Here is a 15949-nt window from a genome sequence, read left to right as displayed (position 1 = left end):
GCCGGTCCGTTTGACGGGCCGGCCCGTTGTGTTCCATAGCAGGAGCTGAACCATGGCAAAACGTGACTATTACGAGGTGCTTGGCGTCGCCAAGGGAGCCTCTGCCGACGAGATCAAGAAGGGCTTTCGCCAGAAGGCTAAAGAACTGCACCCCGACCGGAATTCCGACAATCCCAATGCCGAGGCCCAGTTCAAGGACGCGAACGAAGCCTACGAAGTGCTCAAGGACGCTGACAAGAAGGCCGCTTATGACCGCTACGGTCATGCGGCATTTGAGGGTGGCATGGGCGGCGGACGGCCTGGCGGTTTTGGCGGCGGCGGGCAGGGTGATTTCTCCTCGGCTTTCTCTGACGTCTTTGACGATCTTTTTGGCGACTTTATGGGCCAACGCGGCGGTGGTGCTGGCGGCGGGCGGCGTGCTGCACGCGGTGCTGATTTGCGCTATAACCTGCGGATTTCGCTCGAAGATGCCTTTGCGGGCATTCAGAAATCTTTGAACATTCCGACCTCTGTCCAGTGTAACAGTTGTGAAGGGTCAGGGGCCGAAGGCGGCGCTGAGCCAACCACCTGCCCGACCTGTTCAGGCATGGGTAAAGTCCGCGCGCAGCAGGGTTTTTTCACCGTCGAGCGCACCTGTCCGACCTGTTCGGGCATGGGCCAGATCGTGCAGAACCCCTGCAAGAAATGTCGTGGTCAGGGCCGTGTCGAAAAAGACCGCGCTTTGAGCGTGAACATTCCCGCAGGTGTTGAAACCGGCACGCGGATCCGGCTTGCTGGCGAAGGCGAAGCGGGCATGCGCGGTGGCCCGACCGGTGATCTCTATATCTTTATCGAGGTCTCCGAACACGAGCTGTTCGAGCGTGATGGTCCTAACCTGTTCTGCCGTGTGCCTGTTTCGATGACGACGGCCGCTTTGGGTGGCAACATCGAGGTGCCAACCATTGATGGCGGGCGCAGCCGGTTGCAGATCCCTGCGGGCAGCCAGTCCAAACGCCAGATGCGTCTGCGCGGCAAGGGTATGCCACCGCTGCGGGGCGGCGGTACGGGCGATATGATCGTTGAACTGGCGGTGGAGACACCGGTAAATCTGACCAGCCGTCAAAAAGAACTGCTGCAGGAGTTCGACGATCTGGCGACTGACAATAACCCCAAAAGCAGCCGGTTTTTCTCCAGCGTCAAAAGCTTTTGGGATTCGATGAAGGGCTAAGGCCGACGAACTGGCATGTGGAATGCCAAGTAATCGAAACGGGCGTGGATGATTTTTATCTCCGCGCCCGTTTTTCATCGCGCCATTAACTAAATCCTAACGCTGTTTTTGCAGGCTGTGGATATGTCCGGCACTGATCCTTCTTTCGGCGAACAGCCGCTCCCCTTCCTGATGGACGAAGCGCCCGAAACGGCGGCGGTATCGGGCAAACAGCCCTCCTATATTGCCGACCACCGCCAGCGGCTCCGCGCACGTTTCATGCAGGGTGGGGCGCAGGCAGTGCCGGACTACGAACTTCTGGAGTTGGTCCTTTTCCGCGCCATTCCGCGGCGTGACGTCAAACCGCTGGCGCGTACCCTCATGGACAAATTTGGCGATTTTAACCGTGTGATCACCGCCCCCGAGGCACGGCTGTTGGATGTAACAGGGGTCGGCCACGCGGTCATTGTCGAGCTAAAGATTGTCGAGGCTGCCGCCCAGCGTCTGGCGCGATCACGGGTGCTGCAACAGCATATCGTCTCAAGCTGGGATGCCCTGCTCGACTATTGCCACACCTCGATGGCCCACCGCGAGACCGAACAGTTTCGCGTGCTGTATCTCGACCGCAAGAATGTGCTGATCGCGGATGAGGAACAGGCCAAGGGCACGGTTGATCATGTGCCTGTATATCCGCGCGAGGTCGCCAAACGGGCGCTTGAGGTAAATGCCTCGGCGCTGATCCTGGTGCACAACCATCCTTCCGGTGACCCGACCCCGTCGAGCGCGGATATCGACATGACCAACCAAGTCGCTGCAGCCTGCAATGCCTTGGGGCTGACCCTACATGACCATCTGATCATCGGCAAATCCCGCGAGTTGAGCTTTCGCGCCGAGGGCTATCTCTAGCGGATCTGCAGATCGCCAGTTTAATATACCGCATTTCGTGATTAGCTGAACATGATGAAAAAGCCCGCCGCGCCCCCGCCAACCGTCACTGACCTTGCCCAACGCACAGCGCTGCCCGATACCCTGCGCGCGCTGGTCGCGGAGTTTCCGCGCAATGGCAGGAAAATCCGAACTATTCGCAGCTCATCGCCTTTTGGTTAGATAAGCATCTGTCATTCCGTAGCCTGACCCAGCACCTTGATCGCGATGTCTCGGAGATGCTGGATGGCAATCTGGATGCGCGGCAGTATCAACAAAGGCTGCACAGATTTGGCGGGATGTTGATTAACGATCTGCACGGCCATCACCAGATCGAAGACGCGCATTATTTCCCCGTGATGGCCAAGCTCGACCAGACCACGGCGCGGGGGTTCGAGATTCTGGACAGTGACCACCATCAGATGGACGCGCTCCTCTCCGATCTCGCGGGGGCGGCAAATGGCGTGCTGCAAACAAGCGGGCCGCCAGATGCGCTCAAGGACAAGGCGGCGGCGTTCAAAGCAACCTTGGACAGTTTCGCACCGATGCTGAACCGCCATCTGATCGACGAGGAAGAACTGGTCGTGCCGATTTTGCTGAAATACGCGCCGCCCGAGTTTCGCTAATGTCTACTGCGGCGAGCGCTTTGCCAGTATCCGTTGCAGCGTGCGTCGGTGCATGTTCAACCGCCGCGCGGTTTCCGAGACATTGCGATCACACAGCTCATAAACCCGCTGGATATGCTCCCAGCGCACCCGATCCGCGCTCATCGGATTGTCGGGAGGCGGCGGCAGGTTGGCCCCAGTCGCCAGCAACGCATTGGTGATGTCATTGGCATCGGCAGGCTTGGAGAGGTAGTCTGTGGCGCCGATCTTGACCGCTGCAACCGCCGTGGCAATTGCGCCATATCCGGTCAGCACAACCACGCGCGCATCGGCGCGTTTCTCGCGCAACACCTCGACCACATCAAGCCCGTTGCCATCCTCAAGCCGCAGGTCCACCACGGCATAGGCCGGGGGCCGCGCGGTCGCGATGGCACGGCCCGCGACAACCGATCCGGCTGTCTCGACTTCAAAGCCGCGCTTTTCCATTGCCTTGGCCAAACGCCGCAGAAACGGCTCATCATCGTCCACCAGTAAAAGCGTCCGGTCCGGCCCGAGATCTAGCTCATCATCGCCCATCAACTCCGGCCCTCACCTTTTACTGACACCTATAAGTAGGCGACACAGACCCACGGCGTCAAACATCATGACTGATCGACGAAACATCCGATTGTGTCGGCCATTTGCTCTGGTCGCAATTCGCGGCGGAAATAGTCGACAAAACCATACTCAGGCAGCACCAGATAGCTGAATGTCGAATGGTCGACGAGGTATTCACCATCTGTCGCGGGGTGGGCTTTGTAATAGGTGCGGTAGGCGGCGCTGGCGGCTTTCACCTGCTCCGGCGATCCGGTCAACCCGATCATCCGCGGATGCATGTTGGCCGCAAAGTCACCCACAACTTCGGGGGTGTCGCGGGCCGGATCAACGGTGATGAAAACGGGCACAACGCTCTGGCCTCGCTCCTCAAGGATCTCGACGGCTTGCGCGTTGCGGTCCACGTCCAGCGGGCAGACATCGGGGCAATAGGTATAGCCAAAGTACAGCAATGTAGGTTCGGTGATCACATCCTTGTCGGTCACCGTTTCGCCGTTGGCGTTCACCAATTCGAACGGGCCGCCCAAATCGCCGCCCGCCACTGTCGACGATCTGCATTGCGCAAACTGGTCGCCACCCGGGGCGCGAAAGACGAACCATGCTGTGACGGCAAGGAAAAGCACTACCGAGACGGCGGCAAGAATGGCAAAGGAACGGTTCATCGAAGTCTCCTGCGCGCTTTGGCGCCTTGATCGCGGTTGGGCGCAGAACTACGCTAGAACGGAGCGGACACAACAGGCAATGATCCAAAGGTGCGCAGATGACGCAGGCGACCATCAGACCGTTCGGCGCCCGCCCGCGGGCCAACTGGATCAGGCTGCGTACCATCATCCTTTTGCGGTGGTTCGCGATCTGCGGGCAGTTGATCGCCATCGCGGTGGCCGAAGTTTTCTATCGTCTGCAGCTTGATCTTGGCTTGTGCCTTTTTGCGGTCGGTGCGTCGGTCATCGGCAACCTGATCGCGACATTTATCTTCCCTGAGAACAAGCGTCTCTCCGAGCGTGAAAACCTCGCGATGATCCTGTTTGACCTGCTGCAATTGGGATTTTTGCTGTTTCTCACTGGCGGGCTGCACAACCCTTTCGCGCTGTTGCTCTTGGGGCCGGTCACTATTTCTGCGGCGGCGCTCAGCCTACGTTCTACGCTGGTGCTATGCAGTGTGGCGATCGTGATCGTCACCGTTTTGGCCAGTTGGCATCATCCGTTGATCACCGAAGCCGGCGATGTCCTGCGCATTCCCAGCCTATTTGTGTTTGGCCATTGGATTGCGCTGATCATCGCGATCATCTTTACCAGTGCCTATTCGCGCCGCGTTACCTCGGAAATCCATTCGATGGCCGATGCGTTGGCGGCGACACAGATGGCACTGGCACGCGAGCAAAAGCTTACCGATCTCGGCGGTGTTGTCGCCGCTGCCGCGCATGAGTTAGGCACACCGCTGGCGACGATCAAGCTGGCGAGTGCGGAGCTGTTGAGTGATCTCAAAGACCAACCCGAGCTGGCCGAAGACGCCGCTTTGATCCGCGATCAGGCAGACCGGTGCCGCGATATTTTGCGCGATATGGGTCGTTCTGGCAAAGACGATTTGCAGCTTCGCCAAGCGCCTCTGGAGACTGTAATTCTGGAATCCGCCGAGCCGCATATGGAGCGGGGCAAGCAGGTGCACCTTGTGCATCTTACGAACGGGGCACAGCCGATGATCCAGCGCAAACCCGAGATCATTCACGGGCTGCGCAACCTGATCCAGAACGCGGTGGATTTTGCCGCAGGTCAGATCTGGGTCGAGGCAGGTTGGGATACCCGCGAAATCACCGTTCGGATCATTGACGACGGCCCTGGCTTTCCGCCGCAAATGCTGGGGCGCATCGGCGATCCTTTCGTGCGCCGCCGCACTGGCTTTCCGGTTTCCGGTATCCGCCCTGAATACGAAGGCATGGGGCTGGGTCTTTTTATTGCCAAGACCTTGCTGGAGCGTTCTGGCGCCACCCTGCGTTTCGCCAATGAGATGCAGGAGCGCGGCGGGCACGCGTCTTCCGGCGCAATTGTGCAAGTCAGTTGGCCACGTCACCAGTTGGAAGCTACTCCTGAAGAGATGACGCGACCTTTAGGGGCAAACGCCCGCTTCACGCTTTAAGCCCCGGCTGCGCCTCAAAAATTAACCTGACGTTAATATAAGTAGCTAAAAATCGGTAAAAATTAATCCTGCCGAAAGGGTGCTGCTGTGTTGCCGTTAACCGAAGTCCTGCTTGTGATCTGCATCGCAGGCTTATCGATCGTGCTGGTAACGATGGGTCTCCCGACCTTCTGGAAGCGCGCTGCCCTGCCGCAGATTCAACAGCCCGAACCCTTGGCCCTCTTATTCGATCAAGGTGTGCTCCACCACGGTAACGAAACAGCGCTGCGGGCTTTCTCCCTCGCACCCGGCACTCATGTCTGGGATGATTTGCGCAACCTATTATCAGACCGTTTTCCGGATTTTCCGCACCACGCCGATGCTGCCCACGACGGCCCGCTCACACTCTTTGCCAACGATCCTGCTGCCCCGCAGCAGGTCTCAATCGGGTGGCGGGGTGATTTTTGTTGGGTCACCTTGGATAAAGCCAGCGCGCCAACAAAGGCTCGGCCCGCGTTGGTGCCGCCAACGGAATTCGAGGCCCTGCAGGCTACGTGCGATACCGCCCCTGGCCCCGTCTGGCATCTGGACGAAGCGGGCGCACTGTGCTGGTCGAACAGGGCATATGACGCCCTGCATAAATCGGTACTGGGCGCGCAGGCCAATCCGGCTGAATTACTCTTCAAGGCAGCCGATACCTCAAACCCCGACCGTTACCCGCTCGAGTCCGCCACGCCGGGAAAACCGGACTGGTATCAGGTCACCAAGGTTAATGTTGGCGCCGTCACTATTCATCACGCGACCTGCATTTCATCTGTCGTTGCAGCCGAGAGGGCGCAGCGAAACTTCGTCCAAACGCTGGCAAATTCCTTTGCCCACCTCAGCACCGGTCTGGCAATATTTGATCGTAAAGGGCAGTTGGTCCTGTTCAATCCTGCTCTGGTCGACCTCACCTGCCTGTCGGCGCAGTTTCTCAGTGTACGCCCTTCGATCGTGTCGTTCTTTGACCAGTTGCGAGAGAACCGCCGCATGCCCGAGCCGAAGAACTACCGTACATGGCGGCAGGAAATTTCAGATGTGATCGCAAAGGCAAGCGATGGACAGTACCGCGAGACATGGACGCTTGAGAATGGCCAGACCTTTACAGTTACCGGACGTCCGCACCCCGACGGCGCCACTGCTTTTCTGATCGAAGATATCACTGCCGAGGTTGCCCTGACCCGCAATTTCCGCGCCGAGCTTGAGCAGAACCAGATCTTGCTGGATTCGATGCACGATGGATTGGTCGTCTTTACCGCTTCCGGCGTGCTGAGCCTCAGCAATGCCGCCTATCAAAAAATGTGGCAGCACCAACCGGATTCTGCCTTCTCCGATGTGACCATCGCAGATGCCATCGCTCTGTGGCGGGGACGGTCGTGTGATGGGCCGGACTGGAGCGAAATCTCCTGCTTTGTTGGTCACCGTGGCGGGCGCCAAAGTCTGTCGATGGCGATTGATTTCGATGACAGTTCTGCCGTTCAGTGCACGGTTTCCAGTCTGCCGTCGGGTGCGACATTGGTACGGTTTCGGCCCGCGACCGAACGGGCGGGCGAATATGCCGAAAAGGGCCTGATCTCCGCTGATTAAGCCAGCACCGGATTGTTTTTGTTCTGGGGCAGCGGTAACCATGCCCCATGTCCGAACACAAAATTTCCCAGACCTTTCAGAATGCCGAAGAAACCGCGCAGTTTGCCCGCGCCCTTGGCGGTGTGCTGGCGCAGGGTGATGTGGTTTTGCTCAGCGGTGATGTCGGTGCGGGCAAAACCCATTTTTGCCGCAGCCTCATCCGGTCGTTGCTAGCCACCCCCGAAGATATCCCCTCGCCGACCTTCACCTTGGTGCAGACCTATGAAACGACAAAGGGCGAAATCTGGCACAGCGATCTTTACCGGCTGACTTCGGTGAACGAGGTCGAAGAGCTTGGCCTGCTGGAAGCTTTTGACACAGCAATTTGTCTGGTGGAATGGCCAGACCGCTTGGGGTCGCTAATGCCACAACGCGCGCTGGCTGTGCATCTAGATCATCTGACCGATGCCGAAGCGCGTCAAATGACGCTGACATGGCAGGACTCCGCGTGGACCCTGCGCCTGACAGAATGGCACACCCAATGACCGATCGCGCCGCTCTCGCCCAAGCGTTTTTGGCCACGACCGGCTGGATTGATGCGCAGCGTACCGTCATCGCCGGAGATGCGTCCAACCGTCGGTATGACCGCCTGACACGTCCGGATGGCTCAACCGTAATCCTCATGGATGCGCCGCCAGAAAAGGGCGAAGACGTGCGGCCCTTTGTGCGCATAGCAGAATATCTCGTCGCCATTGGCCTCAGCGCCCCGCGCCTTTTTGAAATGGATGTCGAAAACGGTTTTCTGCTGATCGAAGATTTGGGCGATGCATTATTTGCCCGTCTCATGGCGCAAGCATCTGATCAACAGATGCCGCTGTACTGCGCGGCGACCGATGCGCTTGTGCACCTGCACCGTGCCGACCCGATTGCCCTGCCTGCCTGCGACGCGACTTGGTTGACCGAGATGAGCGGGATTGCCTTTGACTGGTACGCCCCCTCGCCCGAGGCCGCTGAACAGTTCGGCGAGGTCTTTGCACCGCTCGCTGCGGAGGTGGCCGCCGCGCCCGCTGTCCCGATCCTGCGCGATTTCCATGCCGAAAACCTGCTGTGGTTGCCACAAAGGCACGGCGTTGCGCAGGTTGGCTTGCTGGATTTCCAAGATGCGCTATTGGGGCATCCGGCCTATGATCTGGTATCGATTTTGCAAGACGCGCGGCGCGATGTGCCAGCAGATATCCAAACCGCAGTGGTGTCTTACTACCTCGCGCAATCGGGTGCCGACCCTGCCGCATTTACCCGCGCCTATGCGATCCTTGGTGCCCAGCGCAATCTGCGGATCCTTGGCATATTTGCGCGGCTTGGCATACGCGATGGCAAACCGCATTACATCGACATGATCCCGCGCGTTTGGGGCTATGTTCTGCAAAACCTGAACCACCCAGATCTGGGTGGCCTCGCCGCTTTCATCCACACCCACCTGCCACCGCCGACCCCCGAAAATCTGGAGCATCTGAGACGCCAATGCATAACCACCCCAGCGCCGTGATGATGTTTGCCGCAGGCTTCGGCACGCGTATGAAAGATTTGACCCTGAACCAGCCGAAACCGATGATCGAGGTCGCTGGCAAAACGCTCATTGATCACACGCTCGATCTGGTAGGCGCGGCGGGGCTTACGAAGGTCGTGGCTAATTTGCACTACAAGCCGCAAGTGTTGCAGGGCCTTTTGGAAAAGCGCGGCGTTCAAACGCTGGTAGAGACACCCGAGATTCTGGAAACCGGCGGCGGGCTGCGCAATGCCTTGCCGCTGCTCGGGGACGGACCGGTGTTCACCACCAATACCGATGCGATCTGGGCTGGCCCCAACCCGCTAAGCTTGCTGGCCCGCGCTTGGCAGCCCTTGAAAATGGATGCACTGCTGATCTCGGTGCCGCTGGCGCAGGCGGTCGGGCATGCCGGCACGGGCGACTTTATCATCGGTGAAGACGGGCGGCTGCAACGTGGGCCCGGCGTGATCTATGGTGGGGTCCAGATTATCAAAACTGATCTGCTTGCTGAAATTGACGCCTCGAAGTTCTCTCTCAACGTCTTGTGGGACCGGATACTGCAAAGCCAGCGTTTGTACGGCCTGATTTACCCCGGCAACTGGTGCGATGTGGGCCATCCCGACGGCATCAAACTCGCCGAAGATATGTTGGCGGCACAGAATGTTTAAGCCGTCCGATGCCCCCCGTCTCTTCGGCCTCGCCCCCGGCGTGGATTTCCCCAAGGCTTTGATCACCGGATTGCACAGCCGCTTGGAAGGCCAGCCCCCCGAGGCGATGGCGCGGGTCGATCTGATTGTTAACACCCGCCGCATGGCGCGTCGCATGCGCGATCTTTTTGATGCGGGACCGGCGGGATTTCTGCCGCGCATCCGCTTGCTGACCCAACTCGACACGCTGGTGCCGAACGTCACCCTGCCGCCCGCCACCCCTGCCCTGCGCCGCCGGTTGGCATTGATCCAGCTGGTATCAAAACTGCTCGATACCGATAGCAGCCTCGCGCCGCGTGCCTCGCTTTATGCACTGTCTGATAGTCTGGCGAGCTTGATCGACGAGATGCAGGGCGAAGGTGTGTCAGCGGATGCGATTGCCGATCTGGATGTCAGCGACCAATCCGGCCATTGGCAGCGGGCGCGGACCTTTCTGGAGATCGCCCAGCGCTATTTGGCGCACACCATCACCGAACCCGACACCGAAGCGCGGCAAAGGCAACTGATCAGCCGAATCATCACCCATTGGGATGAGTCGCCGCCGCAGCACCCGATCATACTGGCGGGGTCCACCGGATCGCGCGGCACGACGTCGATGTTGATGCAGGCCGTCGCACGGCTGCCGCAGGGCGCGATCATCCTGCCCGGTTTCGATTTTGACATGCCCACGGCGGTCTGGGCCGATCTCGACCGCGAGCTTTTGTCCGAGGATCACCCGCAATACCGCTTTCGCCATTTGATGAAAGCGCTTGATCTGTCCCGCGCGCAAGTCACCCCTTGGACCGAGACCGCGCCCCACTCCGCGCCGCGCAATGCTTTGGTATCGCTGTCCTTGCGCCCCGCACCCGTGACCCACGCATGGCTGACCGAAGGTCCCGCACTTGAAAACCTCGCGGGTGCTACTGCCGACCTCACCCTGTTGGAAGCCCCGACCCCGCGTATCGAAGCTCTCAGCATCGCGCTGCGCCTGCGCCAAGCGGTAGAGGATGGCCAGACCGCTGCGCTGATCACGCCGGACCGGATGCTGTCACGGCAGGTCACCGCCGCGCTGGACCGTTGGGACATCTTGCCTGATGACAGCGCCGGCACACCTTTGCACCTATCGCCTCCGGGGCGGTTCTTGCGCCATGTCGCGCGGCTGTTTGGCACTAAGCTCGGGGCCGAAGCTCTGCTGACGTTGCTTAAGCACCCGCTGACCCACTCCGGCAGTGACCGCAATGCCCATTTGCTTAACACCCAGCGGCTGGAACTTCAGATCAGGAAAGACGGCCTGCCGTACCCTTCCGCCGAAGGGGTGCAGCGTGTCGCAGCCAAGATCGCCGCGAAATTGAAAGAGCCGCAGGCGTTCAATGCATGGGCTGATTGGGTTGCTGGTATCTTTCCCGACAATCAGATCCACGGTCCGCTTTTGCTGACAGATTGGACAGCGCGCCATCTTGGCTTGGCAAATGCCATAGCCGCAGGTCAAGCAGGCGGTGAAAACCACGAACTTTGGGCAAAAAAGACAGGCGAAAAGGCTGCTGCTGTGATGGCCGAACTCGCGGCCCATGCCGAACATGGCGGCGAAATGTCAGCCTCCGACTACGCCGATCTGGCCGGCGCCCTGCTGTCAGGCGCCGAGGTGCGCGACCGCGATGCACCGCGCCCCGACATCATGGTTTGGGGTACGCTGGAGGCGCGGGTTCAAGGTGCTGACCTGGTGATTTTGGGAGGGTTGAATGACGGGGTCTGGCCCGAAGCGCCACCCCCCGATCCATGGCTGAACCGCCAGATGCGGCTGCAGGCGGGCCTTCTTTTGCCTGAGCGTCGCATCGGACTATCATCCCATGATTATCAACAGGCGATTGCGGCACGTGAGGTCTGGCTCACCCGCGCGATCCGCTCGGACGAGGCCGAAACCGTGCCATCGCGCTGGCTGAACCGTTTGGGCAACCTGCTGGGCGGGCTGTCGCAAACCGGGGGGCCGGAGGCGTGGCAGCAGATGCGCGCCCGCGGTGATGTCTGGGTTGATCAGGTTCGCGCACTTGAGCAGGTCACCCGCACCGATCCCGCACCCCGCCCCTCGCCGCGCCCGCCCGTCGCGGCCCGCCCGCGCGAGCTTTCGGTGACCGAGATCAAGCGCCTGATCCGTGATCCTTATGCGATCTACGCGCGCCATAGCCTTAAATTGCGGCGCATCAGCCCGCTGGTGCAATCGCCCGACGCGCCAGTGCGCGGCATTATCCTTCATGAAATCATGGAGCGCTTCGTGAAATCCGCCACCGCTGATCCGGCGTTGCTGACCAAACAAAACATGATGAAAATCGCCGCCGAAGTGCTGGAGGTAGAGGCGCCGTGGCCCGCCGCTCGCGCCATGTGGCTGGCGCGGATCGGACGGGTTGCGGACTGGTTTATCGAGCATGAAAAGCGGCGGCAGTCCTTCTCCACCCCCGTGGCGTTCGAAAATGCTGCCCGCGGCAAACATGTCTTTCCCGACCTCGGCTTTACGCTCAATGGCATCGCCGATCGGATCGACAAGTCCGAATACGGCGATGTGCTGATCTACGACTACAAGACCGGCGCGCCGCCCAGCCCGAAAGAACAGCGCAGCTTTGACAAACAATTGCTGATCGAAGCCGCGATGGTTGAGGCGGGCAGTTTCGCCGAGATCGGCCCCGCGCCCGTCGCACTCGCGGCCTTTATCGGGCTTGGTGCGAAGCCTGTGGAAATCCCCGCCCCATTGGAGGACGAGCCCCCCGCCGAAGTCTTGGCCGGGCTACATGACCTGATCGCCAGCTACCTCAGCCCGACGCAGGGTTTTACCGCGCGGCGGATGGTCAAAACCGAAGATGCGGCTGGCGATTATGACCAGCTTTCACGCTTTGGCGAATGGGACGGTACCAGCCCGGCCAATGCGGAGGATGTGGAATGACCCAGATGTTTGACGATGCCACCCGCGCCCAGATCGAAGCGGCCCGCCCTGATGCCTCGACTTGGCTGGCAGCCAATGCAGGATCTGGCAAGACGCGCGTGCTGACCGACCGTGTGGCGCGGCTCCTGCTCAGCGGGGTCGAGCCCCAACAAATTCTCTGCCTGACCTATACCAAAGCTGCCGCCTCGGAGATGCAGAACCGTTTGTTCAAGCGTTTGGGCGAATGGGCAATGCTCAAAGACGCGGACCTGCGCCAATCACTGTCCCAACTGGGGATTGAAGGCGAACTTTCGTCCGAAGCACTGCGCGATGCCCGCACGCTGTTCGCCTTGGCAATCGAAGCGCCGGGCGGATTGAAAATTCAGACGATTCACTCGTTTTGCGCCTCGATCCTGCGGCGCTTTCCGTTGGAGGCACGGGTCAGCCCGCAGTTCAGCGAGATCGAGGATCGCGCCGCCGATCTGCTGCGCGCCGAGATTGTCGACACCATGGCCGAGGGTGAAGATGCAGGCCTCATCGCCGATATAGCCGCGCATTACACCGGCGAGGACCTCTCGAAATTGACCCGCAGCATCGTCAACCAGCGCGATGCCTTTGCGACCCTGCCTGACCGCTCTGCCTTGCTTGCGGCGTTTGAACAACCCGCAACTCTAACGACCAGCACAATCGAGGACATGGTGTTTGACGGCGACGAGGCCGATCTGATCACCCAGATTATCCCGCATCTGATTGCCAAAGGCGGGATGGACGAAAAGGCCGGTCTCAACCTGCAAAGCATCGCGAGCTTTGATTTGTCGGCCCTGCCAATGCTGGAATCTGTTCTGCTGACAGGAGCCGGTGCGGCGAAGGCCGGTCCCTTCACGGCCAAGATCGGATCATTTCCCACCAAGCCCACCCAAAAGGTCATCGCACAGTTGATGCCGCAGCTTGATGACCTGATGCAAAGAGTCGAAGAGGCCCGCGAGGCGCGGTTAGCGTTGAAAGTGGTCGAGAAAACATTGGCTCTACACCGCTTTGCAGAGCGTTTTTTAGCCCGTTACGCCCATGAGAAGGAGCTGCGCGGATGGCTGGATTTCGATGATCTAATTCTGAAAACCCGCGCGCTTTTGTCCGATAAGGATGTCGCGGCTTGGGTCTTGTTCCGGATTGATGGCGGCATTGATCATATTCTGGTCGACGAGGCGCAAGATACGTCACCGCGCCAATGGGATGTGATCGAAAAGCTGACCGACGAGTTTTACAGCGGGACCGGATCGCGACCGGATGCAAAGCGCACCCTGTTCGTGGTCGGGGACCGCAAACAGTCCATCTACTCGTTTCAGGGGGCTGACCCACGCGAGTTTGATCGCAAGGCCGGGGAGTTCGAGAAGAAGATCGCAAACGCAGGGATGTTGTTCCAACACCGCAGTCTGGATTATTCGTTCCGGTCCTCGGCTGCGATCTTGCGATTGGTCGATGCGGCCTTTGATCCCGATACACAGCCAGATTTCGATAAACAGACCCTACACAAAGCTTTCAAGCATGTTTTACCCGGTCGTGTTGACCTGTGGCCGATTGTGGAAAAAGCCGAGGTCGAACCCGACGGCCCTTGGACCGACCCCGTGGACCGTCTGTCGCCGCGCCATCACACTGTCATTCTGGCCGAACAGATTGCCGCGCGGATCAAGGAACTGACCGAAGGCGAACATTTCATTCCCGACGACGGCCTTGCCGCGGGAAGCGTGGTAAAGCGCCGCATCCAACCCGGAGATTTCCTGATCCTTGTACAGCGGCGGTCGTCCTTGTTCTCGGAGATCATCCGCGCCTGCAAAGCTTCCGATCTGCCTATCGCGGGCGCTGACCGTCTGAAGGTTGGAGCCGAGTTGGCGGTGAAAGATTTGGCGGCGTTACTGTCGTTTCTCGCGACGCCCGATGACGACCTATCGCTGGCTGCTGCGTTGAAATCACCGCTATTTGGCTGGGACGAGCAGGCGCTTTTTACCCTTGCCCACTACAGGGAGGAGCCACGACTTTGGCAAAGCCTGCGGTTGCGCATCAAGGCGTATCCCGAGACGCTCGCGATGCTGACTGATCTGCGGGCACAGGTCGATTTTCTGCGGCCCTATGACCTGATTGAGCGGGTGCTGACCCGCCACAACGGACGCCGCAACCTACTGTCGCGCTTGGGACCGGAAGCCGAGGACGGCATCAACGCAATGCTCAGCCAAGCATTGGCGTACGAGCGCAATGATGTGCCGAGCCTGACCGGATTTCTGGAATGGATGCAAACGGATGACCTTGAAATAAAACGGCAGATCGATTCCGCATCTAACCAGATTAGGGTGATGACCGTGCATGGGGCCAAGGGGTTGGAGGCGCCAATTGTCATTTTGCCCGATACAGGTCGCCGTGATGTGCAGATCAAGGACGAGATCATCAAGCTTGACGGGATGCCGGTGTGGAAACCTGTGGCCGACGATATGCCCCGCACCTTGAAAGATACGACCGAAGATTTGAAAGCCGCGCAGCACGCCGAACGTTTGCGCCTGCTATATGTCGCGATGACCCGCGCCGAAAAATGGCTGATCGTTGCTGCTGCTGGTGATCTGTCGAAGGATGGCAGCTCGTGGTTTCAAATCACCGAGGCGGCGATGGGGCACATCAACGCGCTGCCGGATGAAGGCGGCGATATATTACGGTTCCAGGAAGGCGACTGGAGCGGGCTGGAGCTGGTCGAGAAGCCGCAGATACTGGCGCAACTTCCTGACCTCAATCCGGTATTTACCACTGTGGCCCCGCCAGCCGCAACGACGGTTGAAGTCCTAACGCCCTCTGATCTTGGCGGGGCGAAAGCACTTGCCGGTGAGGCAGGCAGTGATCAGGCCGCCGCCTTGAGCTATGGCACGCTGGTGCACGCGCTGCTGGAGACCCTGCCCGAAATCGCCGAGGAAGAGGACACATTCGGCGCGATCAACTTGCTTGCAGAAGACGTTATCGCCGCCGCCAAAACCGAGGCCCGCGCCGTCTTGGATGATCCCGCACTGCGGCACATCTTTTCGCCCGAAACCCTGGCGGAGGTAAGCGTGACCGGCGCAATTGGCCCGCGCCGCCTGCACGGCACTATTGACAGGTTGATCCTGACGGAAAAATCAGTGCTCGCCATCGATTTTAAAACCAACCGTGTTGTGCCCAAGAATGCCGAGGTCTGTCCGGAAGGTATTCTGCGCCAAATGGGAGCCTACGCTGCGCTATTGGCTCAGATATACCCCGACCGCGAGGTGCACACCGCGATCCTTTGGACGGTCACCAGAGAGCTAATGCCACTGCCCCACGATGCCGTGACATCGGCGCTGCGCCGCTCACCCTATCTTGACGATGGGCCGGTGCGTTCCTAGGTTCCAGTTCTGATACACATTCATTCCTTGCAGGAGAGCAACATGGCCACCGTCGCAGTCACCGACGCTACATTCGACGCCGAAGTGAAAAATTCCGATATCCCCGTTCTGGTGGATTTCTGGGCCGAATGGTGCGGCCCTTGTAAACAGATCGGCCCTTCGCTTGAAGAATTGTCGGCCGAAATGGAGGGCAAGGTGAAGATCGTTAAGGTCAACGTCGACGAAAACCCGAATTCACCTGCTCAAATGGGTGTACGCGGCATTCCGGCACTGTTTATCTTCAAAGACGGTCAGGTCGTATCCAACCTTGCAGGCGTGCGCCCCAAGGCCGCGCTGAAAAGCTGGATCGAAGAATCCGTTTAAGCCAACGCGCTTAAGCACGCC

The 15949-nt window shown here is 59.6% G+C and carries 13 protein-coding genes; 11 read left to right on the top strand and 2 right to left on the bottom strand.

Features of this window, described 5'->3' with window-relative positions; translation table 11 throughout:
- The first annotated feature begins 52 nt into the window (after positions 1 to 52).
- The 3 genes from dnaJ to BM174_RS08685 all read left to right on the top strand — a co-directional run bounded on the left by dnaJ (position 53) and on the right by BM174_RS08685 (position 2736).
- On the top strand, positions 53 to 1207 hold the full coding sequence (dnaJ, locus tag BM174_RS08695) for a molecular chaperone DnaJ (RefSeq protein WP_093923459.1): 1155 nt from the start codon (positions 53 to 55) through the stop codon (positions 1205 to 1207).
- A 123-nt stretch (positions 1208 to 1330) separates the two neighbouring features.
- Positions 1331 to 2092: a RadC family protein gene (radC, locus tag BM174_RS08690; RefSeq protein ID WP_093923458.1), complete on the top strand. Its 762-nt coding sequence runs from the start codon at positions 1331 to 1333 to the stop codon at positions 2090 to 2092.
- Positions 2093 to 2277: 185 nt separating this feature from the next.
- Positions 2278 to 2736 carry a hemerythrin domain-containing protein gene (locus BM174_RS08685; protein WP_342742058.1) on the top strand — a complete coding sequence of 153 codons (459 nt, stop codon included), beginning with the start codon at positions 2278 to 2280 and terminating at the stop codon, positions 2734 to 2736.
- A gap of 3 nt (positions 2737 to 2739) precedes the next feature.
- Here the strand turns inward: BM174_RS08685 and BM174_RS08680 are convergent, their stop codons facing one another.
- Positions 2740 to 3291, bottom strand: coding sequence for an ActR/PrrA/RegA family redox response regulator transcription factor (locus tag BM174_RS08680; RefSeq protein ID WP_093923457.1), 552 nt, complete (start codon positions 3289 to 3291; stop codon positions 2740 to 2742).
- A gap of 65 nt (positions 3292 to 3356) precedes the next feature.
- Positions 3357 to 3971, bottom strand: coding sequence for an SCO family protein (locus BM174_RS08675; RefSeq protein ID WP_093923456.1), 615 nt, complete (start codon positions 3969 to 3971; stop codon positions 3357 to 3359).
- Positions 3972 to 4069: 98 nt separating this feature from the next.
- On the opposite strand from BM174_RS08675, the gene regB reads away from it, so the two are divergent.
- The 8 genes from regB to trxA all read left to right on the top strand — a co-directional run bounded on the left by regB (position 4070) and on the right by trxA (position 15928).
- Positions 4070 to 5443 (top strand): sensor histidine kinase RegB, encoded by a 1374-nt coding sequence (gene regB / locus BM174_RS08670; protein WP_093923455.1) that lies wholly within the window; start codon positions 4070 to 4072, stop codon positions 5441 to 5443.
- 87 nt (positions 5444 to 5530) lie between these two features.
- The gene (locus BM174_RS08665; protein WP_093923454.1) at positions 5531 to 7048 is read left to right on the top strand and encodes a PAS-domain containing protein; all 1518 of its coding nucleotides are present in this window, start codon (positions 5531 to 5533) and stop codon (positions 7046 to 7048) included.
- 47 nt (positions 7049 to 7095) lie between these two features.
- Positions 7096 to 7572, top strand: a complete 477-nt coding sequence (gene tsaE / locus BM174_RS08660) for a tRNA (adenosine(37)-N6)-threonylcarbamoyltransferase complex ATPase subunit type 1 TsaE (protein WP_093923453.1) — start codon at positions 7096 to 7098, stop codon at positions 7570 to 7572.
- On the top strand, positions 7569 to 8573 hold the full coding sequence (locus BM174_RS08655; RefSeq protein ID WP_093923452.1) for an aminoglycoside phosphotransferase family protein: 1005 nt from the start codon (positions 7569 to 7571) through the stop codon (positions 8571 to 8573). Before tsaE ends, BM174_RS08655 begins: the two co-directional genes overlap by 4 nt.
- Positions 8549 to 9241 (top strand): nucleotidyltransferase family protein, encoded by a 693-nt coding sequence (locus BM174_RS08650; RefSeq protein WP_093923451.1) that lies wholly within the window; start codon positions 8549 to 8551, stop codon positions 9239 to 9241. Before BM174_RS08655 ends, BM174_RS08650 begins: the two co-directional genes overlap by 25 nt.
- A complete protein-coding gene (gene addB, locus BM174_RS08645) occupies positions 9234 to 12191 on the top strand; it encodes a double-strand break repair protein AddB (protein ID WP_093923450.1) in 2958 nt (985 codons plus the stop codon). The genes BM174_RS08650 and addB overlap by 8 nt, the downstream gene beginning before the upstream one ends.
- Positions 12188 to 15565, top strand: coding sequence for a double-strand break repair helicase AddA (addA, locus tag BM174_RS08640; protein ID WP_093923449.1), 3378 nt, complete (start codon positions 12188 to 12190; stop codon positions 15563 to 15565). Before addB ends, addA begins: the two co-directional genes overlap by 4 nt.
- A gap of 42 nt (positions 15566 to 15607) precedes the next feature.
- Positions 15608 to 15928, top strand: a complete 321-nt coding sequence (trxA, locus tag BM174_RS08635) for a thioredoxin (RefSeq protein WP_093923448.1) — start codon at positions 15608 to 15610, stop codon at positions 15926 to 15928.
- Positions 15929 to 15949 lie beyond the last annotated feature (21 nt).

Origin of the sequence: Sulfitobacter brevis, from assembly GCF_900112755.1 — a bacterium.
Taxonomy (GTDB): domain Bacteria; phylum Pseudomonadota; class Alphaproteobacteria; order Rhodobacterales; family Rhodobacteraceae; genus Sulfitobacter; species Sulfitobacter brevis.
The sequence above is the reverse complement of the archived record's forward strand: the minus strand, read 5'-3'. Positions and strand labels throughout refer to the sequence as shown.